Raw genomic sequence first — 25351 nt, forward strand, 5'->3', positions numbered from 1 at the left:
CGCCCCGCTCATCGCTCACTGTCCGTCCACTTTCGGATACGTCCCTGAACGAGGTTGCCCGTCAATGAATTCACGCCAGCGCCGCGGCGTCATCCTCATCCTGCTGTCCGTCCTCTGCGCCCTCGGCGCGTTCGCCGGGGTGCTCTCGGTGATCAGCGACGTGCAGTCGAAGGTGGGGCCCGAGACGACGGCGTACGAGCTCGCTGCGGATGTGCAGCCGTACGAGGAGCTCACCGAGGGCCAGTTCAGGAAGGTGCGGATACCGGAGCGCTGGCTCCCCGAGACCGCGGTCACCGACCTCCGCGGCATCGGCGGCAAGATCGCCGTCACTCCGCTCCGCAAGGGTTCGCTGCTGCAGAGCGACATGGTCGTCGACCGGCCGGCGCTCGAGCAGGGCGAGCAGGAGATCGCCATCATGATCGACGCCGCGACGGGCGTGGCCGGCAAGATCCGCCCCGGCAGCACCGTCAACATCTACGCCACCTTCGACGCCGAGAACGCGGGCGGCAAGCCGCAGTCGAAGGTGATCGTCTCCGGCGCCAAGGTGATCGACGTCGGCCGCCTCACCCCCCTCGACCCGGACCAGGACGAGCGCAGGCGCGGCACCACCGAGGCCGTGCCGATCACCTTCGGACTCGGCACCCTCGACGCCCAGCGCGTCGCGTACGCCGAGTCGTTCGCCTCACACGTCCGCCTCGCCCTGGTCGCCCCCGGCGGCGGCTCCGCCGTCCCGCCCGCCGACCGCACGTACACCCTGGACGGGGACAAGGGGGGCAAAGGATGACGACCAGAATCCTCACCGCCGCCGGTGACCCGGACGCCGCCCGCTCCATCACCACGCTGCTCAGCCAGCTCCCCGACGCCGAACCTTCGCCTCCGGTCGCCGATTCCACCTCCCTCCTCGACACCCTCGCCCGGCTCGCGGCCGAGTCGCTCGAGGAGCTGCCCGAGGTGGTCCTCGTCCACGAGCGCATCGGCCCGGTCCCCGCGCTCGAGCTGATCAGGGAAGTGGCCCTGCGCTTCCCGGCGGTCGGCGTCGTGCTCGTCACGGCCGACACCAGCGCCGGTCTCTTCTCGGCGGTCATGGACTCCGGCGCGCGCGGCCTCATCGCGCTGCCGCTGTCGTACGAGGAGCTGGCGGCCCGCGTCCAGGGCGCCGCGCAGTGGTCCGCGGGCGTGCGGCGCCACCTGGGCGCCGGCGCGGACCTGTTCACCGGGCCCGGCGGCACGGTCGTCGCCGTCGCCGGAGCCAAGGGCGGTGTCGGTGCGACGGTCACCGCCGTGCAACTCGCCCTCGCCGCCCGGGCGTCGGGGCGGACCGTCGCCCTCGTCGACATGGACCTCCAGAGCGGCGACGTGGCCTCGTACCTGGACGTCCAGTTCCGCCGCTCGATCGCGGACCTGGCCGCCATCAGCGACATCTCGCCCCGGGTCCTTCAGGACGCGCTCTTCAGCCACCCCACCGGGCTCGGGCTGCTGCTGGCCCCGGCCGAGGGCGAGCGCGGCGAGGACGTCTCCGACCGCGCGGCCCGCCAGATCGTCAGCGCCCTGCGCACCCGCTTCGAGGTCGTGGTCGTCGACTGCGGCAGCCAGATGAACGGCGCGAACGCGGTGGCCGTCGAGATGGCCGACACGGCCCTGCTGGTCACGACACCGGACGTGGTCGCCGTACGGGCGGCCAAGCGTCTCGTACGGCTGTGGGACCGGCTCCAGATCCGCAAGGCGGAGGAGACGGTGACCGTCGTCAACCGGCACACGCGGCATACGGAGATCCAGCCGCCGCTGGTCGAGAAGATCACCGGTACGCGGGTGGCGCGGGCCGCCGTCCCCGCGAACTTCAAGGAGCTTCAGACCGCGGTGGATGCGGGCCGGATGCAGGATTTGGACAGCCGGAGCGCGGTGAAGCAGGCGCTGTGGGGGCTGGCCGGGGAGCTCGGTCTGCTGGGCGGCGCGGAGGGGGACGGGGCGCGGGGGCACCGCGCGGGGCGGGGCGGGAGGCCCGGGAAGGCCGGGAAGGCCGTGAAGTTCCGCAGCGACCGGGGGGCGTTCGGGCTCGGGCGGCGGCGCGCGGGCGGCGACAGCGGGCAGGTCGCGGTGGAGTTCCTGGGGATGGTGCCGGTCATCCTGCTCGTCCTGGTCCTGCTGTGGCAGTGCGCGCTGCTCGGCTACACGTACGCGCTCGCCGGGAACGCGGCCGACGAGGCGGCGCGCGCCGCGACCGCGGCGGGCAGCCCCGGCCCCTGCGAGGAGGTGGCGACAAAGGAACTCCCGCGGGCGTGGAAGGACAGCGGCCCCGAGATCAACTGTTTCCCGGAGCCCGGCCTGTGGAAAGCCGAGGTCGGGCTGAAAGTTCCGGTGCTCTTTCCGGGAACGGTGGACTTTCCCGTCACGATCACGGGCGAGGCCGGAGCGGCGGAGGAGGGGTGACCCATGGCTGGGGGCTTACGGGTGCGGTGCGCCGACGGCGCGCGGTGCGCCGTCGGCGCGGTGTGCGCGGTGTGCCCGGCATGCGCGGCTTGCGTCGTGGGCGCGGACCCGGAGGACGTGGGCGCGGCTTGCGGGGCGTCTGCGGCGTGTGTCGTGGGCGCCGGCCCGTGCGTCGTGGGTCGGGGCCGCGCCGGGGTATCTCCTCGGGCGGCGAACGTGCGGGTTGTCATGCGGCCTCCCGCCGGTGTCCGTTCTCCCCCAGCTACCACTGGGAGGTGCCCCCAGCCCTGCGGGGACACCCCGCCACACCCCCTTCCCGCCGTTGGCGGGAGTCCGGGGCTCATCCGGACCGGGCAGTCCTTCGGCAGGCTGCCGAGGTCGCGGACATGCGAACTCGGCCAGGTGGCACTGGAGTTCGTCGGCTTCCTGCCCATCCTGTTGCTCCTCGGTCTGGCCGCGATCCAGTTGGGTGTCGCCGCGTACGCCGTCTCGCAGGCGGGGACGGGGGCGCGTGCCGCCGCTCGTACCGAGTCCTACGAGGAGTCCGGCACGGATGGGGCGACGGCGGGACTGGCGGCGATGAGCGGGTGGCTGGCCGACCGGGCGGACATCGCGGTGGGCGGCGGCGCCGACGAGGCCACGGCCACCGCACGGGTCGAGATCCCGTCCGTCATCCCGGGCATCGACAACTTCGGTACGGCCGAGCGCTCGGCCGTCATGCCGCGCGACTGATGGGAGGGGCTGCGGTGGTTGCTCACGGTTGCGGCGGAAAGATTGTCCGGGGGACGGCGTGAAGGGGGTGTGGCGGGGTGTCCCCGCAGGGCTGGGGGCACCTCCCAGCGGTAGCTGGGGGAGAACGGACACCGGCGGGAGGCCGAATGACAACCCGCACGTTCGCCGCCCGAGGAGATACCCCGGCGCGGCCCCGACCCTCGCGACGGCGAGCAACTACCAGGGCGGTGTGCCCCCGACCCTCGCGACGGCGAGCAACTACCAGGGCGGTGTGCCCCCGACCCTCGCGACGGCGAGCAACTACCAGGGCGGTGTGCCCCCGACCCTCGCGACGGCGGGCGACCACCAGGGCGGTGCGCCCCTGCCTCTCGCGATGGAGGGCAGCCACCAGGGCCGAGCCCGGCGGCATCGCACCGACAGCCACCACACAGGAGCGCGTACACCATGAGCCTGCGGGCACGCATCACCGCTCCGGAGGAGAACGGCGGGGCCCGCGAGGACGGTCACCTCGTCGCCGTCTACCGCGCCAAACTGCTCGAGGAGATCGACCTCGCCGAGATGTCCGCGCTGGCGGCCGCCGAGCGCAGGGCCCGCCTCGAGCGCGTTCTCGGCCACATCATCAGCCGCGAGGGCCCGGTCCTCTCCACCGCCGAGCGCTCCCAGCTCATCCGGCGCGTCGTCGACGAGGCCCTCGGCCTCGGCGTGCTCGAACCGCTCCTCGAGGACGCCTCCATCACCGAGATCATGGTCAACGGCCCCGACCAGGTCTTCGTCGAGCGCGGCGGCCGGGTCGAGCAGGTGCCCGTACGGTTCGCCTCCCACGAGCAGCTGATGCAGACCATCGAACGGATCGTCTCCACCGTCAACCGCCGCGTGGACGAGTCGAATCCGATGGTCGACGCCCGCCTGCCGAGCGGCGAGCGCGTCAACGTCATCATCCCCCCGCTGTCCCTGACCGGTGCCACGCTCACCATCCGGCGCTTTCCCCGCTCGTACACGCTCCAGGAGCTGATCGGCCTCGGCACCCTGGACCAGCACATGCTGATGCTCCTGGCCGGGCTGGTGCGGGCGAAGTTCAACGTGATCGTGTCCGGAGCGACCGGCTCCGGGAAGACCACGCTCCTCAACGCCCTCTCCGGGCTGATCCCCGACGGCGAGCGCATCATCACCGTCGAGGACGCGGCCGAGCTGCAGCTCCAGCAGAACCACGTCATCCGGCTCGAGACGCGGCCGCCGAACGTCGAGGGCAAGGGCCAGATCACGGTACGCGACCTGGTCCGCAACTCGCTGCGCATGCGCCCCGACCGCATCATCGTCGGCGAGGTCCGCGGCGGCGAGACGCTCGACATGCTCCAGGCGATGTCGACAGGCCACGACGGCTCGCTCGCCACCGTGCACGCCAACAGCGCCGAGGACGCCCTGATGCGGCTGCAGACCCTGGGCTCCATGTCCGAGGTGAAGATCCCCTTCGAGGCTCTGCGGGACCAGATCAACAGCGCGGTCGACTGCATCGTCCAGCTGACCCGGCACACCGACGGCACCCGCAAGGTCAGCGAGATCGTCATCCTCTCCTCGCGCGGCCGCGAGACCTTCCGGATCGCCACCGTCTGCCGCTTCGACGCCCAGCCCCTGGGCCCGGACCGGATCGTGCACGGCCGCTTCGCGTACTTCCCGCTGCCGCGCCGCATCGCGGAGCGGCTCCACCTGGCGAGCGAGCCGGTTCCGCAGGCCTTCGGCGTCGCCGCCTCCGACGACCAGCTCGCCACGAGAGAGGCGAAGTAGCCGCCCATGGACAAACTTCCGGTCTCCCTGCCCATGCTGACGCTCGGCGTGACCCTGCTGTGCGGGGTGCTCGCGGTCGCGGGCGTGCTCGCGTACGCCTCGGGGCGGGCGCAGCGGCAGGCGCTGGTCGACCGGCTGACCGCGGCCGGGCAGACCGCGGCGGGGCGGCAGCGGCGGTTCGCCGGGGTGGACCGGCGGCTGCGGGGTACGCGGTTCGGCAGGCGCGTCGAGCTGCGGCTGGCCGCGACGGGACTGGACCTCACCCCGGGCGAGTTCGTCGTCTGGATGGCGGCCGGGATCAGCGCGCTGTGGCTGATCGCGGGCTCCTTCCTCGCGGCGTTCTTCGGGCCCGTGGCCGCGCTCATCGGCCTCTGGGCGTCCTTTGCGTTCCTGAACTGGCAGCGGAACAAGCGGATCGAGAAGTTCATCAACCAACTGCCGGAGATCTCCCGGGTGCTGGCCAACGCCACCCAGGCCGGCCTCGCTCTCCGTACCGCCCTCGCCATGGCGGCCGAGGAACTGGAGGACCCGGCGGGAGCGGAACTGGCCAGGGTCGCCGACCGGCTGGCCCTCGGTCACTCGCTCGACGAGGCGCTCGGCGAGCTGGCCGAGCGGCTGCCCTCGCGCGAGCTCGTCGTCCTCGTCACGACGCTCGTGCTGTCCAACCGGGCCGGAGGGACGGTCGTGGAGTCGCTGCGGAATCTCACGCGGACGCTGGAGGAGCGCAAGGAGACCCGGAGGGAGATCCGGACGCAGCTGTCCCAGGTGACCGTCACCGCGTACGCCGTCCCCGCCATCGGAGTCGGCGCGCTGCTGCTGCTCGACCGCGTGATGCCGGGCGCGCTGGACCGCATGACCGGCTCATTCCTCGGCCAGGCCGCCGTGATCGTCGCCATTGGTCTTTACGCGGTGGGCTTCTTCCTGGTCCGCCGCCTGTCCCGGATCGACGTCTGAGAGGGGAGGGGCGACATGGGACTGCTGCTCGCCCTCGTGGTCGGCCTGAGCGTCGCGGGCGCCTGCTGCGGCATCGCGCTCTACCGGCGGGACGTCAAACTCCCCGGCGACCTGGCCCTGGCGCTCGAGGTGGGTGCGACGCGTACCGGCGCGGTGGGCTCGCTCATCGACCGTATGGGAATGCGCTACGCCCCGGCGGTGCTGCGCATGATGGGACCCCAGCGGGTCGGCAAGGTCCGGCGCCGGATCGACCTCGCGGGCAACCCCGGAGGCCTGACGATCGACCGCTACGCCGCCCGCCGCGCCGTCTACGGCTTCCTCGGCTTCTTCGGTGCCTTCGTCCTGCTCCTGCGCGGCCAGGCAGTACTCGCCGCGCTGCTCGTCGCCTTCGGCTTCCTGTGGGTGGAAGTCGGCATCTGGGCCGCGGTCCAGCAGCGCAAGGCAGCCATCGAGCGGACGCTCCCGGACTTCCTCGACGTCCTCGCCGTCGTCGTCAGTGCAGGGCTCGGCTTCCGGCAGGCGCTGGACCGGGTCGCGGAGAGGTACGAGGGCCCGTGGGCCGACGAAGTCCGCATCACGCTGCGCCAGATGGACATGGGCGTGAGCCGCCGTCAGGCCTTCGAGGGGCTGCGCAGGCGCAACGACTCCGAGCAGGTCGCCATGTTCGTCACCGCGCTGCAGCAGGGCGAGGAGCTCGGGGCGCCGATCGTCGACACGCTCATCCAGATCGCGAACGACATGCGGCGGGCCGACGCGCAGAACGCCCGGCGGCGCGCGGCGCGCGCGATCCCCAAGGCGACGCTCACGATCACCACGTTCATGCTCCCGGGCACGCTGCTGCTGCTCGTCGCCGGTTTCGTCTTCGGGGCCGATGTGGACTTCGGATCGATCGCGGGCTGACGGGCGAGAAGGGGGGAGAGGGGAAGCGGGGTATGACCACGGAGCACGGAACGGTGGGGGTTTCGGGCCTCAACCGGCTCGGCGGCCCGCGGCCGCGCCGCGACCGGCCGGGCGTCCTGCGGCCGCGCGGCTCAGGGCATCCGGGCCCCTGGCCCAGACCGTGGCGCACCGGGCGCCGCCCCTTCGTACAGGGCGGTCCGGCGGACACGGCGGGCGCGGCGGCGGGCGGAGCGCGCGACGAGCCGACGCTGAAGATCCAGCTGAACGCCCTGCAGGCACTGTGCCGCCAGGTCTTCGGCTTCCGCCTGGCGATGATCGCGCTCGCCGCGCCGATCGCCCTGGGCCGTACCGAACCCGGGCCCTCGACCTGGCTGATCGGCGCGGCGGTCCTGGTCACCTTCATGGTCTCGTACGTGCTGTTCCGCGACTGGGAACGGTTCGGGCCGCTGCTGCTCAGGCATCCCTCGCTGCTCGCCGCCGACATGCTCTTCGGCGGCCTCCTGCTGATCACCGCAACCCCCGAGTCCACGCTCGCCTTCGTCACGATCTGCACGCCGCTGCTGGCCGGGCTGGTCTACGGGTGGACCGGCGCCGGGTTCTTCGCGGGGCTGCAGATCCTGATCCTCGCGGCCGTCTACGGAGTCGACCCCGACCTCGACGCGAGGGGCCTGGGGTTCCTGCTGCTGCCGGGCTTCTGTGTGGTCGCAGGAGCGGTGGGGGTCTCGCTGCGCAACCTCATGTTCCGCTTCGGCACGGCGAGTCACGCCCTCACCGAGGCTCGCGCCCGGCTGGCCGTGGCCGAGGCGGTCGCCGAGGAACGCGCCAGGCTCGCCCGCGAGATGCACGACTCGGTCGCCAAGACCCTGCACGGCCTGGCGCTGGCGGCGGACGGCCTGGCCGCATCCGCCGACCGGGCCGACCTCCCCCACTCCGCCGACTCCTCCGACGCCCCCGACGGTAAGGACGCGGCGACGAACACGAGCAGGGACACGGACGCGGCCGCGGACATGGCGACCGTACGGCGCCAGGCCGGCCTGGTGGCCCGCTCCGCGCGCAGGGCCGCGGCCGAGACCCGCGAGCTCCTCTCGGACCTGCGGCGCGAGTCCAGCCTCGACGGCCCGGGCGTCCAGATCACGGACGAACTCCCCTCCCGCGTGGCCGACTTCTCGCACCGCTCCGGACTGCCCGCGGTCTTCGAACGCATCGGCACCGCGCCCGTCCCGGTCGTGCCGAACGCCGTCGCCCGGCACCTGCTGACCATCGTCTCCGAAGCCCTGGACAACGCGCACCGCCACGCGGCCGCGACCCATGTGAGCGTGGAGGCGGGCATCACGGACGGAATGCTCCGGGTCAGCGTCATCGACGACGGGCACGGCCTGCCGCCCGGCACGAGCCTCGAACAGCTCCGCAGGTCCGGCCACTTCGGCCTCGTCGGCATGGTCGAGCGGGCGGCGTCCATCGGGGCCCGGATCCGAATCGGCACGGGCTGTACGACGTCGGGCACCGAAGTCCGCCTGGAACTGCCCGTATCGGCGCTGCTGAGAGGGGGCCGGGGCCGGTGAACCAGAGCCGCTCCGCACTGCGGATCGTCGTGGCCGACGACAACCCGGTCGTACGGGCCGGGCTGACCGCGCTCCTCGGCGGCCGCGACGACATCGACGTCGTGGCGGAGGCGGCCGACGGGCGGCAGGCGCTCAGGGCGTCACGGGAGCAGCGGCCCGATGTGGTCCTGCTCGACGTCCGCATGCCCGGCGTCGACGGCCTCGCCGCGCTGCCGCACCTCGCGCGGGTTGCGCCGGTGCTGATGCTCACCTACAGCCGCGAGAGCGAGACCGTTCAGGAGGCGCTCCGCCTGGGCGCGAGCGGCTATCTCGTCCACGGCGAGTTCACGGCGGTCCAACTCGTCCAGGCCGTACGGGACATCAGGGCGGGCCGTACCCACTTCACGGCGACGGCGGTGAACGCCTTGGTCGAGCACGTACGCGGTGAACCAGCCGAAATTCCGGCAACCTCTTCGCAGACGCAATCTGTTGTGGGACAGTCGTTGTTCGAACGGCGTCGTGTCCGCGGGGATTTCGGGCTCAGTCGGCGGGAGGGGGAGGTCATGGACCTGATCGCGTCCGGAATGACGAACCAGCAGATCGCCGCCGCCTGCTTCATCACGGAGAAGACGGTGAAGAACCACATCAACCGGATCTTCGCGAAGCTGGGCTCGGGCAGCCGCAGTGAAGCCATACTGACGTGGTTGGACGGGGGGCGGTCATGAGACAGCGACGGCGGACACCCCGGCCGAAACCCTCGCTCTGGGCCCCGAATTGGGCCCCTGGGCCCTCGGCAGAGCGGGGCATTCGGGCGTACGTTCCGGGTGTCGAGCCGGCCGAACCCGGAGGGGAACCCGATGTTCTGGAAGAACACCGCCGTCAGGGCGATGACGTCCCGTTCGGACAGGGGACAGACGGCGTTCGAGTACCTGGGCATCATTCTCGTCGTGGTCGTGATCATCGGCGCGATCGTGGGCACCGATATCGGCGGGGACATCACCGACAAGATCATCGAGCAGATCGACAAGATCAAGGCGGGCTGATCGCCGTACGCCGCGGCTCCGGCGACCGAGGGCAGGCGTTCCCCATCTACGTCACGGTGGTGGGGGCCCTGCTCTTTCTCGCGTTCGCATTCTTTGCAGTCGGGCAGGCGTCGGCGACGCGGAACGGGGCGCAGACGGCGGCGGACGCGGCTGCCCTCGCGTGGGCCCAGGACGCCCGGGACCAGCTGCGAACAGGTCTGCTGGACGCCGTGGACAGCGGAGATCCGTGGGAGGACTGGCTGGACGGCGACGGGCCCATCGAGACCGCGGACTGCCCCGGCGCGTACGACTTCGCGGATCGCAACAGAGCCGATGTCACCGACTGTGCCGCTGACATCGGGCTGCAGCCCGAATTCACCGTCGAGGTCCGCACCGAATACCCCGTGGGCCAATCCGTGATCCCCGGAACGGAGAAGAAGTACGGGACGGCGCACGCCACCGCCGTCATCGAGCCGCGCTGCCGCCTCAAGAGCGGAGGCGACGGCGAAGGCGAAGGCGACGGCAAGGGCAAAGGCGACGGCAAGGGCAAAGGCGACGGGCCGTCCCGCGTCGAGTTCACCTGCGACGACCGGGACTGGACGATCGATCCCGGCGCCGGCGGTCTCCTGCCCAGCGCGTCCGACCTGTTCTCCGTGCATCTGACCGACCCAGCCGACTGAGCCGAGAGCGACGACCCGCGAGACCGAAGGAAGCAGCGCAGATGAGGACCCGACACTTCAGGACGGCCCGCAGAGGAGCGGCCCTGGTGGCCCTCGCCACCGCACTGACATTCACGGTCGTCGGCTGCGGTGGCGATGCGGAGAACGGCGGCGACGGATCCGCCCCCGCCGCGTCGTCCTCCAAGAAGCCCGGCGGGCACGGCGACAACGCCCCCGCGAACGAGGTGCCGGACGCGAGTCGGACGCTGGCCGTCATCAACGGGTCGGAAGGCCTGGTGCTCACCGTCCATTCGGCACAGCGGGACTCGGGCGGATTCGTCACGGTCAACGCCGAGGTGAAGAACACCGGGAACGAGTCGTTCTACGGCGTCAGCGCCTGGCGTGGCTACGAGCAGGAGATCGTCCAGGGCAGCGGCCGGTCGGTGGGCGGCGCCATGCTCGTCGACCAGAAGGGCAAGAAGCGCTACTACGTCCTGCGCGACACCGAGGGGCGCTGCCTGTGCACCACCGGGCTGAGCAAGGTCGAGGCGGGCAAGTCGGTTGCCGTCTTCATGCAGTTCCCGGCCCCGCCGGAAGAGACCACCGAGGTGGACTTCCAGATGCCGACCTTCCCCAGCGCGACGATCGAGATCTCCCCATGAGCGCCCCGACGCCCCGCCCCGGCCCGCGCAGCGGCCACCGCCTCCCGCGCCTCGCCGCCACCGCCGTGGCCGGCGCAGTGCTCATGACCGGCGTACCCGTCGTGGTGTCGCCGGCCACCACCGCGTACGCCGACGATGAGCCCAGCGTGCCGCCGGGCAGCATCACCAAGCCGTCCCCACCGGTTGAGGTCGACGGGAACGACCCCGACCTGAAGATGGTGGACGGCGGGACCCTCGCCCCCGCCAAGGTGCTCGACATCAAGTCCGTCGTCGAGGACCTCAGCGGCGAGGAGCGGCGCGAGGACACCAACTCCGACGTCAAGTACGCCCTCCAGGCGGAAGTCCTCTTCGGCAAGGACAGCGCCGAGCTCAGCAGCGACGCGCACCGGCGCATCGAGGCGATCGCCGGGGAGATCAAGGCACAGGACGCTGACCGGGTGCGCGTCTTCGGCTTCACCGACAACCTCGGCTCGTCCGCGCACGGCGACGTCCTGTCCAAGCAGCGCGCCAACGCCGTCCACAAGGAGCTCACCAAGAGCCTCGGCGCGGGCATCACCTTCGAGATCCGCGGATACGGCGAGCAGTACCCCATCGCGGACAACAGCATCGAGGAAGGCCGCAAGAAGAACCGCCGCGTCGAGGTCTCCTTCCCACGCGGCGACGCCGGCTGACGGGTTGGTCGCCATTGCGACCCTGATCCGCGCCCAAGTGGCCGAAATTCCGTGTGTGTCAAGGGGCTTCAGCCCGTGTTGGCATGCAATGCAATCGCATGTGATGGAATTGAGGGGCCTCAACGGGGAGGGGGAGGGTGAGTTGGTGGCAGGATGTACAAGCGTTGGCCAACGAACCATGGAGCTTCCGGTGTCGCGAATGACGACAAATCTCTCCACACTTTTGAGTGTGATGTGAGTCACAGTGGACCGGTGTGGCCAGCGTGAATCGCCTCAAGTCGCGTCACTCGGCCCGAACTGACGTGACGTGCGGCATGGCGCTCTCTGCGGGGAGCGGACATGATGGAAAAGTTCCCGTGGGGAGCGTGACGCGGATCACATTCGGGATCCGGGTGTGTGCTCCGGGAAAAAGCTTGCGGACATGGCGGTAGCCCCGCCCCGGTGGTTGACGGCCGGTGGGGCAGGGCTACCTGATACCAACCGCAGGACGCGGCCCTGGCCGGGAACTCCCGGCTGGGGCTGCGGTCGTCAGAGGTGGCGGCCGAGGAACTCGTACAGGCTGATGGCGACCGTGATGGTCGACCCCACCGGTACCGCTGCCCTGGCGGCCTTGCGGGCAATACGTTTCACCCGCTCCCAGACGATCGTGCGCCTGCGTCGGCCCTCGTGGCCCTTTTCCTTTTGGGAGGCCATCTGGGCTCTCCTCCAATCCGGACTCCTTGAGCGTGGAGCCCCGGGGGCTCCACGTTCGCGGTGTCAACATCCGGAAAGGAGGCTTGGTGTGAGAACTCTACTCGCGCTCGTGGACAACTACGGGCGCACGGCGGGCCGTTACCCGTAGGAAGCGACGGATCGTCACGGCACGGGGTGCCGAGCCGGTGGTGCGGTATAGACCGCGAGAGTCGGCATGGCCTGCAATAACGTCGTCCACCGAGCCGAACGGAATGGTGGACTCCGTGCCACTTGGCGGCCGAGTGCAGCGCAGATCACATATACACAAAGTCTCCGGGAGGCGCGCCCCGCGAATGATCGCGAATCCGTGCCATTGCAAAGATCCAAATGGCCCGGGTGAGGCCCGGTGGCGGAAGCGGGTTCCCCCGGCTGTCACATCCGGGTGGTGCGCCGGGCCCATAACGGATGACATGCAAGACGAGGGCGGCACCCGGCGAGCGGGGCCGGAGCAGGTGCCGCCCACCGGGAGGCTGGAGTGGGAGCGGCTGATCGAGCAGTCCGGACAGCCGTGGACCGTGCTGCGCACGACCCCGTTCCACGACTTGATCGCGATGATCACGGAGGCGCAGCGGCGGCTGCCGGGCGGCATGTTTCAAGGCCCCGCGGCAGGGCGGCAACCTGGCACCGGATCAGGCCGCCGGGCGCGGCACATTCGAGGAGTTTCTGAGGGAGAGGGCGGCGAAGCCGGTGTAGCGAGAGCCGGCCCAGCAGGTCCGCCGGACCGGGTCGCCGGGGCCCGGGACCCGTCCACGGCGAAGCCCTCGCGGCCTGCCCGCGAGAGGCTGGGCGACCAACCTCCTTGGCTCTGAAGCCGGAAGAGGTCTCGCGGTCGGTATTCGGTTGTATTCTCAGCTTGTGGCTGACACGACCATAAAGATCACGGAAGAGATTCGGGACCGGTTGCGTCTCCTGGCTGAGGAGCGGAGCATGAGCACGCGCGCCTTCGTCGAGAAGCTGGTCGCCGAGATTCCGACGGAGTCCGAACGAGCGGAGCGCACCGCCCGGGGTATCGCCTACGTGAGTGCCAATCTCGGCGTGGATCTCACCGATGCGGATCTCCGGGACGGCGATGCGTGGCGGCATGCGATCGCCGCGCGCCGGGTCGGGAGCCGCAGGTGATCATTCTCGATCACACAGCAGTCACCGCTCTGTGCCGCGGGCATCGGCTGTTATCCAGCATCGCTGTCGTTGAGGTGGACGACCCGGCGCAACGGGCCCACATTCCGGCACTCTGCCTGGTTGCCGCGAGCCTGGAACTGCCGGGCGCCGCGGCACACGTCGGTACCCTGCCGGGCCTGGAGTTCTTGAACCTCGAATTCGCAGGAACCGCTGCGGTCGAGCAGGTGGTGTCGGCAGGCGTCGACTGGGCGTACGCACACGCTGTTTACGTCGCCGCATCGGGCGCGGTGGAGGGACAGGTGCTGACCGCGACACCCGACGCTTACAACGGAACCGGGGTCTGGGCTGTCGACATCGGCAAGCCGTGAGCGGGTGCGAAAGCGTAGCGTCACAGCTCGAAGGCCTCAGCCTCCATCTTCTTCAGATCCCGTACCTTCTTCGGGTACCGGGCCTCCACCACGTCCTTCTTCATCGCCGCGATCTTGCCGCCCGCGCCCAGGACTTCGTCCGCCTTGTCCAGGAACTCCGGCCGGGGAATCCGCCTGCCCCGCTCGACAGACGAGACCAGCTCCTCCCCGTACCCGATCGCCGAACCGTTCAGCGTAGGCAGGGGTGACCACGCTGAGTGATGTGAACCGAGAAATCCCCAGGACCGAAGCCCCAACCCCCGTACGCCACTTCACGGCACAGCTCTCCGCAACCCGCCGAGGCGCCCGGCTCGCCCGCATGCTCGCGACCGAGCAACTGCGCTCCTGGGAGCTGCCGTTCGATGCGGCCGCGCATCTCGTAGCGGAGCTGGCCGCGAATGCCGTCCTGCACGGGCGCGTACCGGCCCGGGACTTCCGCCTCGGCCTTTTCGTCACCGAGTACGACACGCTCCGTATCGAGGTGACCGACGCCCGGGACGAGCGTGTCCCGTCCGCAGCCCCTGAAGCGGCGGCAGCGGGCAACGCGGAAGCGGGCCGCGGCCTGCTCCTCGTCGAGGCGCTCGCCGACCGCTGGGGCGTGGTCCCGGGCTCGCCGCCCTGCAAGATCGTCTGGGCGGAGCTCGCGGTGGCTCCCCATCCCTCAGGACAAGACACGCCGCGCCCTTCTCGAGGCTGCCGGGGGGCTGAGTGGACCGATGCCTCCACCTAATGGTCCACCCGGTGTCACAGCCGGGTGGTGGATCCGCGTCATAACGGGTGACATTCAAGGACGAGAGGGCTCACCCCTGACGAGCCGCCCGCTGGGAGGCGCTACCCATGAACGGACCCATTCTGGTGACCGGCGGTACCGGCACGCTCGGTAAGCCCGTCGTACGGCGGCTGCTCGACGACGGCCGGGACGTACGCGTGCTGAGCCGGCGGCCGCGGCCGGCCGAGGACCGCAGCCCGTACGAGTGGGCGACCGGGGACATGAAGACCGGGGCCGGGCTGGATGCCGCCGTGGCGGGGGCGAAGGTGGTCGTTCACTGCGCCACGACCGGCGGCAAGGGCGACGTGGAGGCGACGCGGCGGCTGATCGAGGTGGCGCGGCGGCAATCGGCACCTCCGCACCTGGTCTACATCTCGATCGTCGGCATTGACCGAATCCCGTTCTTCTACTACCGCGCCAAGCTCGAATCGGAGCGGCTGATCGAGCAGTCCGGATTGCCGTGGACCGTGCTGCGCACGACCCAGTTCCACGACCTGCTCGCGATGATCACGGAGGCGCAGCGGCGGCTGCCGGTGGCGCTGACGATCTCCGGGGCCCGCTTCCAGCCGGTCGAGGTACGCGAGGTGGCCGACCAGCTCGTCGAGCTCGCGACCGGCGAGCCCGCAGGCCGCGTGCCCGACATGGGCGGGCCGGAGATCCGTACCCACACCGATCTGGCCCGCAGCTATCTCCAGTCGGTGGGTCGGCGCCGCCGCGTAGTGCCTCTGTGGCTGCCGGGCGGCATGTTCAAGGCCCTGCGGCAGGGCGGCAACCTGGCACCGGACCGGGCCGTCGGCCGCGGCACTTTCGAGGAGTTCCTCGCCCAGAGGGTGAAGAAGCCGGTCCAGTAGATGACTGGCCGCCGGTGACTGGCCGCCCCGCGTCCAGCGACGATCTGGCCGCTGGCGGGGGCTGGGCGGGTGGGTGCGGCTCACGGCTTCGCGCCACGGGGCGGCATTCGGCTCGGCCGGCTGCCCCTCCCCCTCCCCCTTCCCGTAGCCCGCCGCTTTGCTCCGAAGGCGCGAGATGAAAGGGAATGACGGTCGAGCCGAATGCCGTCCCACCGGACAGTCGGCTGAGGCCCGGGGGCGCCACCAGGTGGGGGGTGTTACTCCGTCGGCACACCGCCGTTGTGCGGCCCCGGCTCCAGGTCGAACTCCCCGTCCCGCGCGCCGAGTACGAACGCTCGCCACTCCGCCTCCGTGTACCGCAGCACGGTGTCGGGCGCGGCTGTCGACCGCATGGCCACGGCACCGCCCGGGAGGTACGCGACCTCGACGCGCTCGTCGGCGCCGCTGGGCGCGCTGTGCCACTCGACGCCGGAGAGGTCGAGGGCGTAAAGCTCTGCCTTTTCGCGCTCCTTGCGCTCCTTGCGCTCCATGCGCTCCTTACGGTCCTTGAGTTCCTCGTCCCGTGCCTCAGCCATGGTGGAGCGGTCCCTTCCCTACGTGTCCCCACGTGTCCCTACGTGCGAACGAGCTGTGCGCTGAGCCTACTTGGGGCGTCTGCCTCCCCGCCCGTACGCGGCAGACGGGGCTCCGACGACCTCGACGCGCGCCCCGGCCCGCAGCCCCCATTGCGCCATCGCCCCCGCCTCCGCCTCGAGCACGTGCCGCGAGCGGAGCCGCGGCAGCCCGAGACGGCCGGGCCGCATGGTCCGTACGGCGATCACGCGCAGGCCGCCGTCCAGATACGCGACGTCGATCGCGAACCGCATCCGGAAGGTGTGCACGCTCCCGGCCGGGCTGAGCAGGATGGCGCCCTCGATGCCGTCACGCCCGAGGAGCCCGCGGGTACGGGCGCGGTAGGACGCGGCGATCTCGAGCGGGATCGCGGGCCCGGATCCCGTGGCTCCGCGCACGTCACCCGCGAGGCGCAACAGCGCCGCCCCGTCCCGCCAACGACTCCCCATACGAATCCCCTGCCGGTGCCACTGCTTCAGCTGAGCGTTCTACCAGACGGGCGCGGGCAGCCGGACCAGCGAGGGCAGCCGGACCAGCGCGGGGCAGTGCCGTTCCCGCCCGGCAACGGCACCGGCACCGGCCCAGGCCCGCTCGGACCGGGCCCATGACGCCTCGGGCGGCAGTCCGTAAGGTCGGAGGGTGCATCTGCTGCTGATCGTGCTCGCCGCCGCCTTCGGAGGCGTCGCCGGGCTGCTCGTGCCCCGGGCGGTATACCGGCTGGCCGTCGAGCCGGGGGAACCGTGGCGCGCCGCGTGCCCGGCCGGGCACGCGCTCACCGGTGCCGCCCGTGGCTGGCTCGGCCTCGCGCGCTGCCCCGTCTGCGCTCACGTCGGTGCCGAACCGGCAGCCGAGCGCGGCGGGACCCGGAACACCGGCCGCCCCGGCACCGGCGCGCTGCCGGAGACCGCCGACGCCGACACCGGCTCCGTACCGAACGCCGCCGCACGGGCAGATGCGGACGCGCCCCCGACCACCCACGCATGGCCCGCCCGGCGCGGCGGGTGGTACGGGCCCGGGCGCGCCGCCACCGCCATCGGTGCGGCACTCGCCTGCGGCGCGCTCGCCGCCGCCACCGGGCCGCGCCCCGAGCTGGTGGTGTGGCTGCTGCTCGTCCCCTTCCTGCTCGTCCTCGCACTCGTGGACCGGGCCGTGCACCGGCTGCCCGACGTCCTCACCCTCACCCTCCCCGGCGCGGCCGCCGCCCTGCTCGGCGCGGCCGCTCCGCTGCCCGCGCACGCGGGCTCGTGGGCGGGCGCGCTGCTCGGCGGGCTCGGGCTCGGCGGCGCGTACCTCGTCCTGTTCCTGATCCACCCCAGTGGCATGGGCTTCGGCGACGTCAAGCTGGCGCTCACGCTGGGGGTCGCCCTGGGGTGGTACGGCTGGCCGGTGCTCTTCGCGGGCGCGTTCGCCGGTTTCCTGCTCGGGGCCCTCTACGGCGCAGGGCTGCTGCTGACGCGGCGCGCCGGGCGCAAGGCGGCCCTGCCCTTCGGTCCCTTCATGATTTCCGGGGCTCTGCTCGGTGTGCTGCTGGGCGGTATCGGCGCGGCATGAGGCGCCGGAAGGGCTCGCCGGGGCAGGGCCCGGCGGCCCCCGGCGTCAGCCCGCCGCGCACCGTCACCCCCGACGATGCATGGACCACCCCGCACAAGAGGCTATGGTGGAAACCCCCCCTCGGGCCGGTCCGTATCCCCCCCACGGACCGGCCCGCTTTTCTTTCCGCACCCGGAACCCCATACGCCCCGGCGAACTCTTAGTAGAATTCCGGGGCTTGATGGCGCCCGAGTGGGGGAGAGGGAGTCGATGACTTACGGGGGATGGGGGCCGCCCAACGGTCCGGGACAGGGCGGCCCGGGGAACGGGGGCCCGTACTGGGGCCCGCCTCCGCACAACCCGAATCCGTACCCGAACCCGTATCCGGATCCGCACCCCCAGCCCTACGTGCCGCCGCAGCCTGCCAGGCGGCGCAGCGGCTGCGGCTGCCTCGCCTTCGCCTTCGCCCCGGCCTTCGTCTCCGCCAGGAGGCGCGCCGACGCGATCTTCAATACGCCGGGGCCCGGCCGTATCGACGACCCGTCCATCCGCCAGGTCCAGAACTGCCGCGCCCTCGTGGGAGCGTTCGCGACCTTTCTCCTCATCTATACCTATGGCACCGACGGCGGCTGGAGCGACGTGGTCGACGACAGCGCGCTGAAGCTGTTCGCCGCACCCTGGCTGCTGATCTTCACCGGGCCGCTGGTGGTCGCCGGGTTCATCCGCTACGCGCCCCCCGAGCACCGGCCCACCCTCCGCTCCCGGCTGCGGTCGCCGCTCAAGGCGGTGGGGTGGTACCTCGGGGCGCTCCTGCTGTTCATCGGCTGCCTCGCGCTGTTCGCCCTGGTCATGTACAAACAGGGCGCGGGCGGGAGCAGCAGTTTGCTGACCTCGGTCATGGTCCTCGCGTTGTTTTTCCCGGTGGTCTGGCTGGCGTTCTTCCTTCTGTTCGCCTCCGGGAAGGCCGCCCGCTATGCCTTCAACACCGCCGATGTGCATGCCGCGCTGCCGGCGCTGCTGACCCTGGTCCTGGTCTGGGAGCTGACGCTCCTCAGCGTCGCCGTCGACGGCATGCCGCACGGCCCCCTGCCCGTCCGGCTCTGCGGCGTCCTGGGCGGGCCGCTGTCCGTGACCGGGGTGGCGCTCTGGGAGCTGCGGAGGCTACGGATGCGGTACGGCGTCCGCATCCGCCACTGACCACTGACCGCTGACCGCTGACCACTGGTCAGCGGCCATGGGGCCATGGGTCAGCTCCGGCCCGCCCAGATGTTCACGCCCTCCGTCGACTGCGCGAACGAGTCGATCTCCTTCAGCTCCTCGGCCGTGAGCGGCGGTGCACCGAGGGCCGCGACGTTCGCCTCCAGCTGCGCCACGCTCGAGGCGCCGATCAGCGCCGACGTCATCCGCTCGTCCCGCAGCACCCAGTTCAGCGCCATCTGGGCGAGCGACTGGCCGCGGCCCCGCGCGATCTCGTTCAGACCGCGCAGCCGCCGTACGACCTCGTCGGTCAGCAGCCCCGGGTCGAGGGACTTGCCCTGCGAGGCCCGCGAGCCCTCGGGGATGCCGGCGAGGTACTTGTCCGTCAGCAAACCCTGGGCGAGCGGCGCGAAGGAGATGCAGCCCATGCCCTCCGCCTCCAGGGTGTCGAGCAGCCGGTCGTCCTCGGTCCAGCGGTTGATCATGGAGTACGACGGCTGGTGGATCAGCGGGCGCACCCCCATCCCGCGCAGCAGCCGCGCCGCTTCCGCCGTCTGCTCCGCGGTGTACGAGGAGACGCCGGCGTACAGCGCCTTGCCCTGCTGGACGGCGGACGCGAGCGCGCCCATCGTCTCCTCCAGCGGCGTCTCCGGGTCGAACCGGTGCGAGTAGAAGATGTCGACGTAGTCGACGCCCATCCGCTTCAGAGAGGCGTCGAGCGAGGACAGCAGATACTTGCGGGAGCCCCACTCGCCGTACGGGCCGGGGTGCATCAGATAGCCGGCCTTGGTGGAGAGCACCAGTTCGTCCCGGTACGGGCGGAAGTCCTGGGCGAAGAGCTTGCCGAAGTTCAGCTCGGCCGAGCCGGGCGGCGGGCCGTAGTTGTTCGCCAGGTCGACGTGCGTGACGCCGAGGTCGAAGGCGCGGCGCAGGATCGCCCGCTGCGATTCCAGAGCGCGGTCGTCGCCGAAGTTGTGCCACAGCCCGAGGGAGATCGCGGGCAGCTTGAGCCCGCTGCGGCCCGTGCGCCGGTACTCCATGGCGTCGTAGCGCTCGTCGGCGGCGCGGTAGGAAGAGGTCTCTGTCACAGCTTCTTCCCTATCACGCGACAATGACATACCTCCCGGCCCCTGCGTTGGGCCCGGCAGCCGCGGGAGCAGTAGGGTGCAGGCTCCGGGGGCCGCTACGCACGGAGGGGCTGGAGAAGGCAATGAACCTGCGCGACCTGGTGTACAAGCTCTACGCACGCCGGGTGGAAGGCCGCCTCGACCACGCCCAGGTACCGAAGCACATCGGCGTCATCCTCGACGGCAACCGGCGCTGGGCGCGCGCCTCCGGCGGAACCGCGGAGCAGGGTCACCAGGCCGGGGCCGAGAAGATCAGGGAGCTGCTGGGCTGGTGCGCCGAGACGGACGTCGAGGTGGTCACGCTGTGGCTGCTGTCCACGGACAATCTCGACCGGCCGGAGGAGGAGCTCGTACCGCTGCTCGGCATCATCGAGGACGCGGTGCGCGACCTCGCGGCGGACGGGCGCTGGCGCGTGCACCACGTGGGGAACCGGGACCTGCTGCCGGCCCGTACGCAGTCCGTCCTCAAGGAGGCGGAGCAGGCCACGGTCGGCGTCGGCGGGATACTCGTGAACGTGGCCGTGGGCTACGGCGGCCGCCAGGAGATCGCGGACGCGGTGCGGTCGATTCTGCTCGACCACGCGAGCAAGGGGACGTCCTTCGAGGAGCTCGCGGAGATCGTCGACATCGACCTGATCGCCGAGCACCTTTACACACGGGGGCAGCCGGATCCGGACCTGGTGATCCGCACGAGCGGGGAGCAGCGGCTGTCCGGCTTCATGCTGTGGCAGAGCGCGCACTCCGAGTACTACTTCTGCGAGGTCTTCTGGCCCGCGTTCCGGAAGGTGGACTTCCTGCGGGCGCTGCGGGACTACGCGGCGCGGCACAGGCGCTACGGAGCCTGACCCCTCGCCGGTGAGGCCGCTCCGCGCCCCGGCTGTTCCCCACCCAGCCGCCCTGACCCGGGGGCAAGCCCCCGGCCCCCGAGCGGCGGCGCCGCTCCCCGGGGGCAGAGCCCCCCGGCCCCCTTCACGGGGCAAGCTCCGGCCCCCTTCCGGCTGAGCCGCTTCCCCTGGCAGGGGCACCGGCCTCCGAAGCGCTCCCGGACCCTGCGCCTGTGCCGCATGCGCGTGGCAGGCCACCGGGCCCCTGACTGACGGGGCGAGCCCCGCCCCGGAGCTCTCAGCCCCGCTGTCGAAATGTTCAGAATGGGACGATATCGGCCGGCATGAAGCCCGCACTGGGGTCGCAGGCGTTGCCAAACGTTCACAAACGTGGCGTCATATGCCATGGCATGGCGGCGCACGTTCGAGGGAATATCCCTTCCAAGTCGACGCCCGGTCCACGGGCGTCCGGCACACCAGCGGGCGGCATGGGGCCGCCCGCCCGGGAGGCCCTTTGCACACGGACGACCGTGCGGTTCGTACGGACATCGCGGAGGGCCGGTGCCCGGCCCGCGCATTGTGGACCGAGCCCGGCCCATTCCCCGGCGACGCCGTCGCACCCCGACCTCTTCCGAGGGGGTTCGTCCACCCGTGGTGACCAGCACAAAGCGCCGTACGCACGACCGGCGCACCTATGTCATCGACACCAGCGTTCTGCTGGCCGACCCGTTGGCCATGGCCCGCTTCGACGAGCACGAGGTCGTGCTCCCCGTCGTCGTGGTCACGGAGCTGGAGGCCAAGCGGCACCATCCGGAGCTCGGCTACTTCGCCCGGCAGGCGCTGCGTCTGCTCGACGACTACCGCATCCGGTACGGGCGGCTCGACGCGCCGATCCCGATCGGGGACCTCGGCGGGACGCTCAGGGTCGAGCTCAACCACTCCGACCCCACGGTGCTCCCGGCGTCGTTCCTGAACGAGCGGGGCCGACTGGGTGACAACGACACCCGGATTCTGGCCGTGGCCAGGAACCTCCAGGCCGAGGGGTACGACGTGACGGTCGTGTCCAAGGACCTGCCGCTGCGCATCAAGGCCTCGTCCGTCGGCCTGCTCGCCGAGGAGTACCGCGCCGAGCTCGCCATCACCGACTCCGGCTGGACCGGAATGTCGGAACTGACGATTACGGCCGAGCAGGTGGACGAGCTCTTCGCAGCGGAGAGCGTGCACGTACCCGAGGTGGAGGAGCTGCCGGTGCACACCGGCCTCGTGCTGCAGTCCGAGCGCGGCAAGGCGCTCGGCCGGGTCACCGCTGACGGCCGGATCCGGCTCGTCCGCGGCGATCGCGAGGCGTTCGGCATTCACGGCCGGTCCGCCGAGCAGCGGATCGCGCTCGACCTGCTGCTCGACTCGGATGTCGGAATCATGTCGATGGGCGGCCGGGCCGGAACGGGCAAGTCGGCGCTCGCGCTCTGCGCGGGCCTGGAGGCCGTACTGGAGCGCCGGCAGCACCAGAAGGTGATGGTCTTCCGCCCGCTCTACGCGGTGGGCGGCCAGGAGTTGGGTTACCTGCCGGGCAGCGAGGCCGAGAAGATGAGCCCGTGGGCCCAGGCCGTCTTCGACACGCTCTCCGCGGTGACGACCCGGGACGTCATCGAGGAGGTGGTGGGCCGCGGGATGCTCGAGGTGCTGCCGCTCACGCACATCCGCGGCCGCTCGCTGCACGACGCCTTCGTGATCGTGGACGAGGCGCAGTCGCTCGAACGGAACGTCCTGCTGACCGTATTGTCCCGAATTGGCGCCAACTCCCGTGTCGTACTGACCCATGACGTGGCGCAGCGAGACAACCTCAGGGTCGGGCGGTACGACGGCGTGGTCGCGGTCGTCGAGAAGCTGAAGGGTCATCCGCTCTTCGCGCACGTCACGCTCAACCGCTCGGAGCGCTCGCCGATTGCGGCCCTTGTGACCGAAATGCTGGAGGACAGCCACATTTAGCCGGGGAGCGCATTGGGTCCGATTGGATCCCATTTGGCCCTGATCTGGGCCCACTTGGCGCCGCGTGATAAGCCAAAGAGCTTAGCCGCGCGGCGCCGTGCTGTGCGCCGATTTCCATAAAACCCGTGGCGTAAACGGGGTGTGAGGTTTCCCACTCAACGCAGAATTGCCTCGAGACGTCGGCTTCCGGCAGGGTGTGGGTCCTGTCAGGCCCCGCATACGGCACACCAGCACCCCCAGCGGTGCTGCACCACACAACTCAACAAACGTTCGCCGTATGCCGCCCGAGCACCACGCGGAACTCCCGAGGGAGTTCGCACCGGGCCAGTGCCTCCCGTGACCAGCCGGTCCCACCCGCTCAGGGCGGGTCCGGAACAAGGGGAGGCCAGCGCCAGGGGCACGATTGCGTCCGCGAGGTCACCTAAGCGGGCGATGCTGGAAGGAAAGCGTGTGAGCCGGATCTCGGTCCGGGGATTCGCAGTGGCGTCAGCCACCGCGGTCACCACCGTCGGCGCCGTCGTCGGCGTCGCCTCGGGCAGCACTCAGCAGGGCACGGCCGAAGCCGCCGAGCCCGCTGCTGCCGATGCGACGCTGCTTGCAGACATATCCGCCGGCAACCAGACCCAGGCGCAGACCGCGTCGCTGACTCAGCAGGCGGACGCGCAGTCCACCGCTGCGGACGCGGCAGCGAAGAAGGCCGCTGAGGAAGCCGCCCGCAAGCAGGCGGCCGAGGACGCGGCGGCCAAGAAGCTGGCAGCTGAGAAGAAGGCCGCCGCGGAGAAGCTCGCCAAGGAGCGCGAGGCGGAGCTCAAGGCAGCCCGCTCCGAGGCGCGTTCCGACGCAGGCGACTTCGCTCAGCAGGCCTCCTACACCATCGCCGAGGTCCAGGGCATTGCGCGCCAGATGGTCCCGGCGGGCGAGTTCCAGTGCTTCAGCAACATCGTGGACCACGAGTCCAGCTGGAACTACCAGGCCAGCAACCCCTCCTCGGGTGCGTACGGTCTCGTCCAGGCGCTGCCGGGCTCCAAGATGGCCTCGGCCGGCGAGGACTGGAAGACCAACCCGGCCACCCAGATCAAGTGGGGCCTGAACTACATGAACGACCGCTACGGCGGCCCGTGCGGCGCGTGGGAGTTCTGGCAGGCCAACAACTGGTACTAGGCCTCCGCCGCTGCATCGCGTACTCAACGGAGCCCCCGGCCCTCAACCGGCCGGGGGCTCCGTCGCGTCCCTGTCCCGGGTAACGTCGTGCGGTACGACGCCTGGGGGAGTGGGGGTAGAGGTAGAGAGATGTCCAAAATGCCGCAGTGGCTGGGTGGATTGGGGTCGGGGCTGACCCGGATCGCCCAGCGGCTGGACCAGCGCCGCGCGGCTGCCGCTGCCGCGGAGGGATACGACGACTACGCGTACGTGGGCGCACCGGCCCCGCCGTCCGCCGCCGGCGGCCGGAGCGCTTCCGCCGCCGCGGGCGGCGACGGCGACGAGAGCGCAGGGGCCTCCCCGGGCGCCGGAGACGCCCCCGGCCCGGCTCCGGCCGCGGGCGGCGCCTCCGAGGGCGCGGGAGACCGCCGCCCGGCCGGCCGCCGAGCGGACCACGTGCCGCCCCCGCCCTCGTACGCCCCCGCCATAGCCGCGAAGCCCGATCCGGCCGCGGCCGTCCCGTGGGGCGTCCGCGTGGCGGCGGAGGCGGGCTGGCGGCTGCTCGTCCTCGCGGGCACGCTCTATGTGCTGATGCGTGCCATCAGCGCCGTACAGCTGGTGGTGCTGGCCTTCGTTGCCGGCCTGCTCATCACTGCGCTGCTCCAGCCCACCGTGGCCCGGCTCCGGAGGATGGGCCTGCCGCGCGGGGTCGCCACGGCCCTCACCTTCATCACCGGCTTCGTGATCATGGGCCTGGTGGGCTGGTTCGTGGTCTGGCAGGTCATGGAGAACATCGACAATCTCTCCCAGCGCGTCCAGGACGGCATCGACGAGCTGCAGAGGTGGCTCCTGGAGAGCCCGTTCCATGTGACCGAGGATCAGATCAAGGACATCGCGAAGAGCCTGCGCGAGGCGATCGGGTCCAACACCGAGGAGATCACCTCGGCCGGCCTCGAGGGCGTCACGGTGATCATCGAGGTGCTGTCCGGGATCCTGCTCGCGATGTTCAGCACGCTCTTCCTGCTCTACGACGGGCGGCGGATCTGGGAGTGGGCGCTGAAGCTCGTGCCGAGCGCGGCCCGGCCGGGCGTCGCGGGCGCGGGGCCGCGCGCCTGGCGGACCCTCACCGGCTATGTGCGCGGCACGGTTCTCGTGGCGCTGATCGACGCCATATTCATCGGCCTCGGGCTCTACTTCCTCGACGTTCCCATGGCCGTGCCGCTGGCCGTGTTCATCTTCCTCTTCGCCTTCATCCCGCTGGTGGGTGCGGTGGTCTCGGGCGCGCTCGCGGTCATCGTCGGCCTGGTCACGCAGGGCGTGTTCACCGCGCTGATGGTCCTGGTCGTGGTGCTCGCGGTGCAGCAGCTCGAGGGCCATGTGCTGCAGCCGTTCATCCTGGGGCGCGCGGTACGGGTGCACCCGCTGGCCGTTGTGCTGTCGGTGGCCGCGGGCAGCCTGATCGCGGGCATCGGCGGCGCGGTGGTGGCCGTACCGCTGGTGGCGGTGACGAACACGGTCGTCGGCTATCTGCGGGCGTACTCGGCGGAACAGACGCTACCGAAGGCTCCACCGCCGCAGGGGGCGGAGGCGGGGGGCGCCCCGGCGCCGCAGGAGGCGCAGGCGCCGGTGGAGTAGCCGCCGTCCGCCAAGCCGCCACGCTTCCCGTACGCCAACGGGGCGGACTCTCCGGCGGATTGCCGGGGA

The 25351-nt window shown here is 71.2% G+C and carries 27 protein-coding genes and 1 pseudogene; 23 read left to right on the forward strand and 5 right to left on the reverse strand.

Going from position 1 to position 25351, the window contains the following annotated elements:
* Window positions 1-64 precede the first annotated feature (64 nt).
* The 13 genes from cpaB (at window position 65) to ACTWQC_RS29355 (ending at window position 11350) form a co-directional block, all read left to right on the forward strand.
* Window positions 65-784: a Flp pilus assembly protein CpaB gene (gene cpaB / locus ACTWQC_RS29295; protein WP_443318849.1), complete on the forward strand. Its 720-nt coding sequence runs from the start codon at window positions 65-67 to the stop codon at window positions 782-784.
* Entirely contained in the window at window positions 781-2427 is a 1647-nt protein-coding gene (locus ACTWQC_RS29300) for an AAA family ATPase (protein ID WP_443318850.1), read from the forward strand. Before cpaB ends, ACTWQC_RS29300 begins: the two co-directional genes overlap by 4 nt.
* Before the next feature lie 402 nt (window positions 2428-2829).
* On the forward strand, window positions 2830-3159 hold the full coding sequence (locus ACTWQC_RS29305) for a TadE/TadG family type IV pilus assembly protein (protein WP_443318851.1): 330 nt from the start codon (window positions 2830-2832) through the stop codon (window positions 3157-3159).
* Between the two features lie 229 nt (window positions 3160-3388).
* A complete protein-coding gene (locus ACTWQC_RS29310) occupies window positions 3389-3607 on the forward strand; it encodes a hypothetical protein (protein WP_443318852.1) in 219 nt (72 codons plus the stop codon).
* A complete protein-coding gene (locus tag ACTWQC_RS29315; protein ID WP_443318853.1) occupies window positions 3604-4941 on the forward strand; it encodes a CpaF family protein in 1338 nt (445 codons plus the stop codon). The genes ACTWQC_RS29310 and ACTWQC_RS29315 overlap by 4 nt, the downstream gene beginning before the upstream one ends.
* Window positions 4942-4947: 6 nt before the next feature.
* Complete coding sequence (locus ACTWQC_RS29320; RefSeq protein WP_443318854.1) at window positions 4948-5895, forward strand: type II secretion system F family protein; 948 nt, start codon at window positions 4948-4950, stop codon at window positions 5893-5895.
* A gap of 15 nt (window positions 5896-5910) precedes the next feature.
* Window positions 5911-6795: a DUF5936 domain-containing protein gene (locus ACTWQC_RS29325; protein ID WP_443318855.1), complete on the forward strand. Its 885-nt coding sequence runs from the start codon at window positions 5911-5913 to the stop codon at window positions 6793-6795.
* A gap of 32 nt (window positions 6796-6827) precedes the next feature.
* Window positions 6828-8357 carry a sensor histidine kinase gene (locus tag ACTWQC_RS29330; RefSeq protein WP_443318856.1) on the forward strand — a complete coding sequence of 510 codons (1530 nt, stop codon included), beginning with the start codon at window positions 6828-6830 and terminating at the stop codon, window positions 8355-8357.
* Window positions 8324-9061 (forward strand): response regulator, encoded by a 738-nt coding sequence (locus ACTWQC_RS29335; RefSeq protein WP_443318901.1) that lies wholly within the window; start codon window positions 8324-8326, stop codon window positions 9059-9061. The genes ACTWQC_RS29330 and ACTWQC_RS29335 overlap by 34 nt, the downstream gene beginning before the upstream one ends.
* Before the next feature lie 132 nt (window positions 9062-9193).
* On the forward strand, window positions 9194-9379 hold the full coding sequence (locus ACTWQC_RS29340) for a hypothetical protein (protein ID WP_443318857.1): 186 nt from the start codon (window positions 9194-9196) through the stop codon (window positions 9377-9379).
* Complete coding sequence (locus ACTWQC_RS29345) at window positions 9379-10038, forward strand: pilus assembly protein TadG-related protein (protein ID WP_443318902.1); 660 nt, start codon at window positions 9379-9381, stop codon at window positions 10036-10038. The genes ACTWQC_RS29340 and ACTWQC_RS29345 overlap by 1 nt, the downstream gene beginning before the upstream one ends.
* Before the next feature lie 41 nt (window positions 10039-10079).
* Complete coding sequence (locus ACTWQC_RS29350) at window positions 10080-10679, forward strand: hypothetical protein (RefSeq protein ID WP_443318858.1); 600 nt, start codon at window positions 10080-10082, stop codon at window positions 10677-10679.
* Window positions 10676-11350, forward strand: a complete 675-nt coding sequence (locus tag ACTWQC_RS29355; protein ID WP_443318859.1) for an OmpA family protein — start codon at window positions 10676-10678, stop codon at window positions 11348-11350. Before ACTWQC_RS29350 ends, ACTWQC_RS29355 begins: the two co-directional genes overlap by 4 nt.
* A gap of 528 nt (window positions 11351-11878) precedes the next feature.
* Here ACTWQC_RS29355 and ACTWQC_RS29360 read toward each other — a convergent pair.
* On the reverse strand, window positions 11879-12043 hold the full coding sequence (locus tag ACTWQC_RS29360) for a hypothetical protein (protein ID WP_443318860.1): 165 nt from the start codon (window positions 12041-12043) through the stop codon (window positions 11879-11881).
* Between the two features lie 894 nt (window positions 12044-12937).
* Here ACTWQC_RS29360 and ACTWQC_RS29365 point away from each other — a divergent pair.
* On the forward strand, window positions 12938-13201 hold the full coding sequence (locus ACTWQC_RS29365) for a hypothetical protein (protein ID WP_443318861.1): 264 nt from the start codon (window positions 12938-12940) through the stop codon (window positions 13199-13201).
* The gene (locus ACTWQC_RS29370; RefSeq protein ID WP_443318862.1) at window positions 13198-13569 is read left to right on the forward strand and encodes a hypothetical protein; all 372 of its coding nucleotides are present in this window, start codon (window positions 13198-13200) and stop codon (window positions 13567-13569) included. The genes ACTWQC_RS29365 and ACTWQC_RS29370 overlap by 4 nt, the downstream gene beginning before the upstream one ends.
* Before the next feature lie 23 nt (window positions 13570-13592).
* Here the strand turns inward: ACTWQC_RS29370 and ACTWQC_RS29375 are convergent.
* Window positions 13593-13796: pseudogene (locus ACTWQC_RS29375) on the reverse strand (transcriptional regulator); the annotation flags it as partial.
* A 35-nt stretch (window positions 13797-13831) separates the two neighbouring features.
* Between ACTWQC_RS29375 and ACTWQC_RS29380 the strand changes: the two are divergent.
* Both ACTWQC_RS29380 and ACTWQC_RS29385 read left to right on the forward strand, forming a co-directional pair.
* Window positions 13832-14338 (forward strand): ATP-binding protein, encoded by a 507-nt coding sequence (locus tag ACTWQC_RS29380; protein ID WP_443318863.1) that lies wholly within the window; start codon window positions 13832-13834, stop codon window positions 14336-14338.
* Window positions 14339-14445: 107 nt separating this feature from the next.
* Complete coding sequence (locus tag ACTWQC_RS29385; protein WP_443318864.1) at window positions 14446-15228, forward strand: SDR family oxidoreductase; 783 nt, start codon at window positions 14446-14448, stop codon at window positions 15226-15228.
* Window positions 15229-15485: 257 nt separating this feature from the next.
* Here the strand turns inward: ACTWQC_RS29385 and ACTWQC_RS29390 are convergent, their stop codons facing one another.
* Both ACTWQC_RS29390 and ACTWQC_RS29395 read right to left on the reverse strand, forming a co-directional pair.
* Complete coding sequence (locus tag ACTWQC_RS29390) at window positions 15486-15803, reverse strand: DUF397 domain-containing protein (RefSeq protein WP_443318865.1); 318 nt, start codon at window positions 15801-15803, stop codon at window positions 15486-15488.
* 66 nt (window positions 15804-15869) lie between these two features.
* Window positions 15870-16289, reverse strand: coding sequence for a DUF192 domain-containing protein (locus ACTWQC_RS29395; RefSeq protein WP_443318866.1), 420 nt, complete (start codon window positions 16287-16289; stop codon window positions 15870-15872).
* 190 nt (window positions 16290-16479) lie between these two features.
* Between ACTWQC_RS29395 and ACTWQC_RS29400 the strand changes: the two genes are divergently transcribed.
* Both ACTWQC_RS29400 and ACTWQC_RS29405 read left to right on the forward strand, forming a co-directional pair.
* On the forward strand, window positions 16480-17391 hold the full coding sequence (locus ACTWQC_RS29400; protein WP_443318867.1) for a prepilin peptidase: 912 nt from the start codon (window positions 16480-16482) through the stop codon (window positions 17389-17391).
* 249 nt (window positions 17392-17640) lie between these two features.
* Window positions 17641-18567 carry a hypothetical protein gene (locus tag ACTWQC_RS29405; RefSeq protein WP_443318868.1) on the forward strand — a complete coding sequence of 309 codons (927 nt, stop codon included), beginning with the start codon at window positions 17641-17643 and terminating at the stop codon, window positions 18565-18567.
* A gap of 50 nt (window positions 18568-18617) precedes the next feature.
* Here the strand turns inward: ACTWQC_RS29405 and mgrA are convergent, their stop codons facing one another.
* Window positions 18618-19655: an L-glyceraldehyde 3-phosphate reductase gene (gene mgrA, locus ACTWQC_RS29410; protein WP_443318869.1), complete on the reverse strand. Its 1038-nt coding sequence runs from the start codon at window positions 19653-19655 to the stop codon at window positions 18618-18620.
* Window positions 19656-19777: 122 nt separating this feature from the next.
* Between mgrA and ACTWQC_RS29415 the strand changes: the two genes are divergently transcribed.
* From ACTWQC_RS29415 to ACTWQC_RS29430, 4 genes are all read left to right on the forward strand, one after another.
* On the forward strand, window positions 19778-20539 hold the full coding sequence (locus tag ACTWQC_RS29415) for an isoprenyl transferase (RefSeq protein WP_443318870.1): 762 nt from the start codon (window positions 19778-19780) through the stop codon (window positions 20537-20539).
* Between the two features lie 630 nt (window positions 20540-21169).
* Window positions 21170-22507 (forward strand): PhoH family protein, encoded by a 1338-nt coding sequence (locus tag ACTWQC_RS29420; RefSeq protein WP_443318871.1) that lies wholly within the window; start codon window positions 21170-21172, stop codon window positions 22505-22507.
* A gap of 450 nt (window positions 22508-22957) precedes the next feature.
* Entirely contained in the window at window positions 22958-23668 is a 711-nt protein-coding gene (locus ACTWQC_RS29425; protein WP_443318872.1) for a transglycosylase SLT domain-containing protein, read from the forward strand.
* A gap of 129 nt (window positions 23669-23797) precedes the next feature.
* Complete coding sequence (locus ACTWQC_RS29430; protein WP_443318873.1) at window positions 23798-25282, forward strand: AI-2E family transporter; 1485 nt, start codon at window positions 23798-23800, stop codon at window positions 25280-25282.
* Window positions 25283-25351: the final 69 nt, after the last annotated feature.

It is taken from the genome of Streptomyces sp. 8N616 (assembly GCF_052246385.1).
GTDB lineage: Bacteria > Actinomycetota > Actinomycetes > Streptomycetales > Streptomycetaceae > Streptomyces.

What these genes read in the sequence shown, in the direction of transcription:
- cpaB (WP_443318849.1), top strand. Translation starts at nt 65, where the DNA reads ATGAATTCACGCCAGCGCCGCGGCGTCATCCTCATCCTGCTGTCCGTC.
- ACTWQC_RS29300 (WP_443318850.1), top strand. Translation starts at nt 781, where the DNA reads ATGACGACCAGAATCCTCACCGCCGCCGGTGACCCGGACGCCGCCCGC.
- ACTWQC_RS29315 (WP_443318853.1), top strand. Translation starts at nt 3,604, where the DNA reads ATGAGCCTGCGGGCACGCATCACCGCTCCGGAGGAGAACGGCGGGGCC.
- ACTWQC_RS29320 (WP_443318854.1), top strand. Translation starts at nt 4,948, where the DNA reads ATGGACAAACTTCCGGTCTCCCTGCCCATGCTGACGCTCGGCGTGACC.
- ACTWQC_RS29325 (WP_443318855.1), top strand. Translation starts at nt 5,911, where the DNA reads ATGGGACTGCTGCTCGCCCTCGTGGTCGGCCTGAGCGTCGCGGGCGCC.
- ACTWQC_RS29330 (WP_443318856.1), top strand. Translation starts at nt 6,828, where the DNA reads ATGACCACGGAGCACGGAACGGTGGGGGTTTCGGGCCTCAACCGGCTC.
- ACTWQC_RS29340 (WP_443318857.1), top strand. Translation starts at nt 9,194, where the DNA reads ATGTTCTGGAAGAACACCGCCGTCAGGGCGATGACGTCCCGTTCGGAC.
- ACTWQC_RS29350 (WP_443318858.1), top strand. Translation starts at nt 10,080, where the DNA reads ATGAGGACCCGACACTTCAGGACGGCCCGCAGAGGAGCGGCCCTGGTG.
- ACTWQC_RS29355 (WP_443318859.1), top strand. Translation starts at nt 10,676, where the DNA reads ATGAGCGCCCCGACGCCCCGCCCCGGCCCGCGCAGCGGCCACCGCCTC.
- ACTWQC_RS29360 (WP_443318860.1), bottom strand. Translation starts at nt 12,043, where the DNA reads ATGGCCTCCCAAAAGGAAAAGGGCCACGAGGGCCGACGCAGGCGCACG.
- ACTWQC_RS29385 (WP_443318864.1), top strand. Translation starts at nt 14,446, where the DNA reads ATGAACGGACCCATTCTGGTGACCGGCGGTACCGGCACGCTCGGTAAG.
- ACTWQC_RS29390 (WP_443318865.1), bottom strand. Translation starts at nt 15,803, where the DNA reads ATGGCTGAGGCACGGGACGAGGAACTCAAGGACCGTAAGGAGCGCATG.
- ACTWQC_RS29395 (WP_443318866.1), bottom strand. Translation starts at nt 16,289, where the DNA reads ATGGGGAGTCGTTGGCGGGACGGGGCGGCGCTGTTGCGCCTCGCGGGT.
- ACTWQC_RS29405 (WP_443318868.1), top strand. Translation starts at nt 17,641, where the DNA reads ATGACTTACGGGGGATGGGGGCCGCCCAACGGTCCGGGACAGGGCGGC.
- ACTWQC_RS29415 (WP_443318870.1), top strand. Translation starts at nt 19,778, where the DNA reads ATGAACCTGCGCGACCTGGTGTACAAGCTCTACGCACGCCGGGTGGAA.
- ACTWQC_RS29430 (WP_443318873.1), top strand. Translation starts at nt 23,798, where the DNA reads ATGTCCAAAATGCCGCAGTGGCTGGGTGGATTGGGGTCGGGGCTGACC.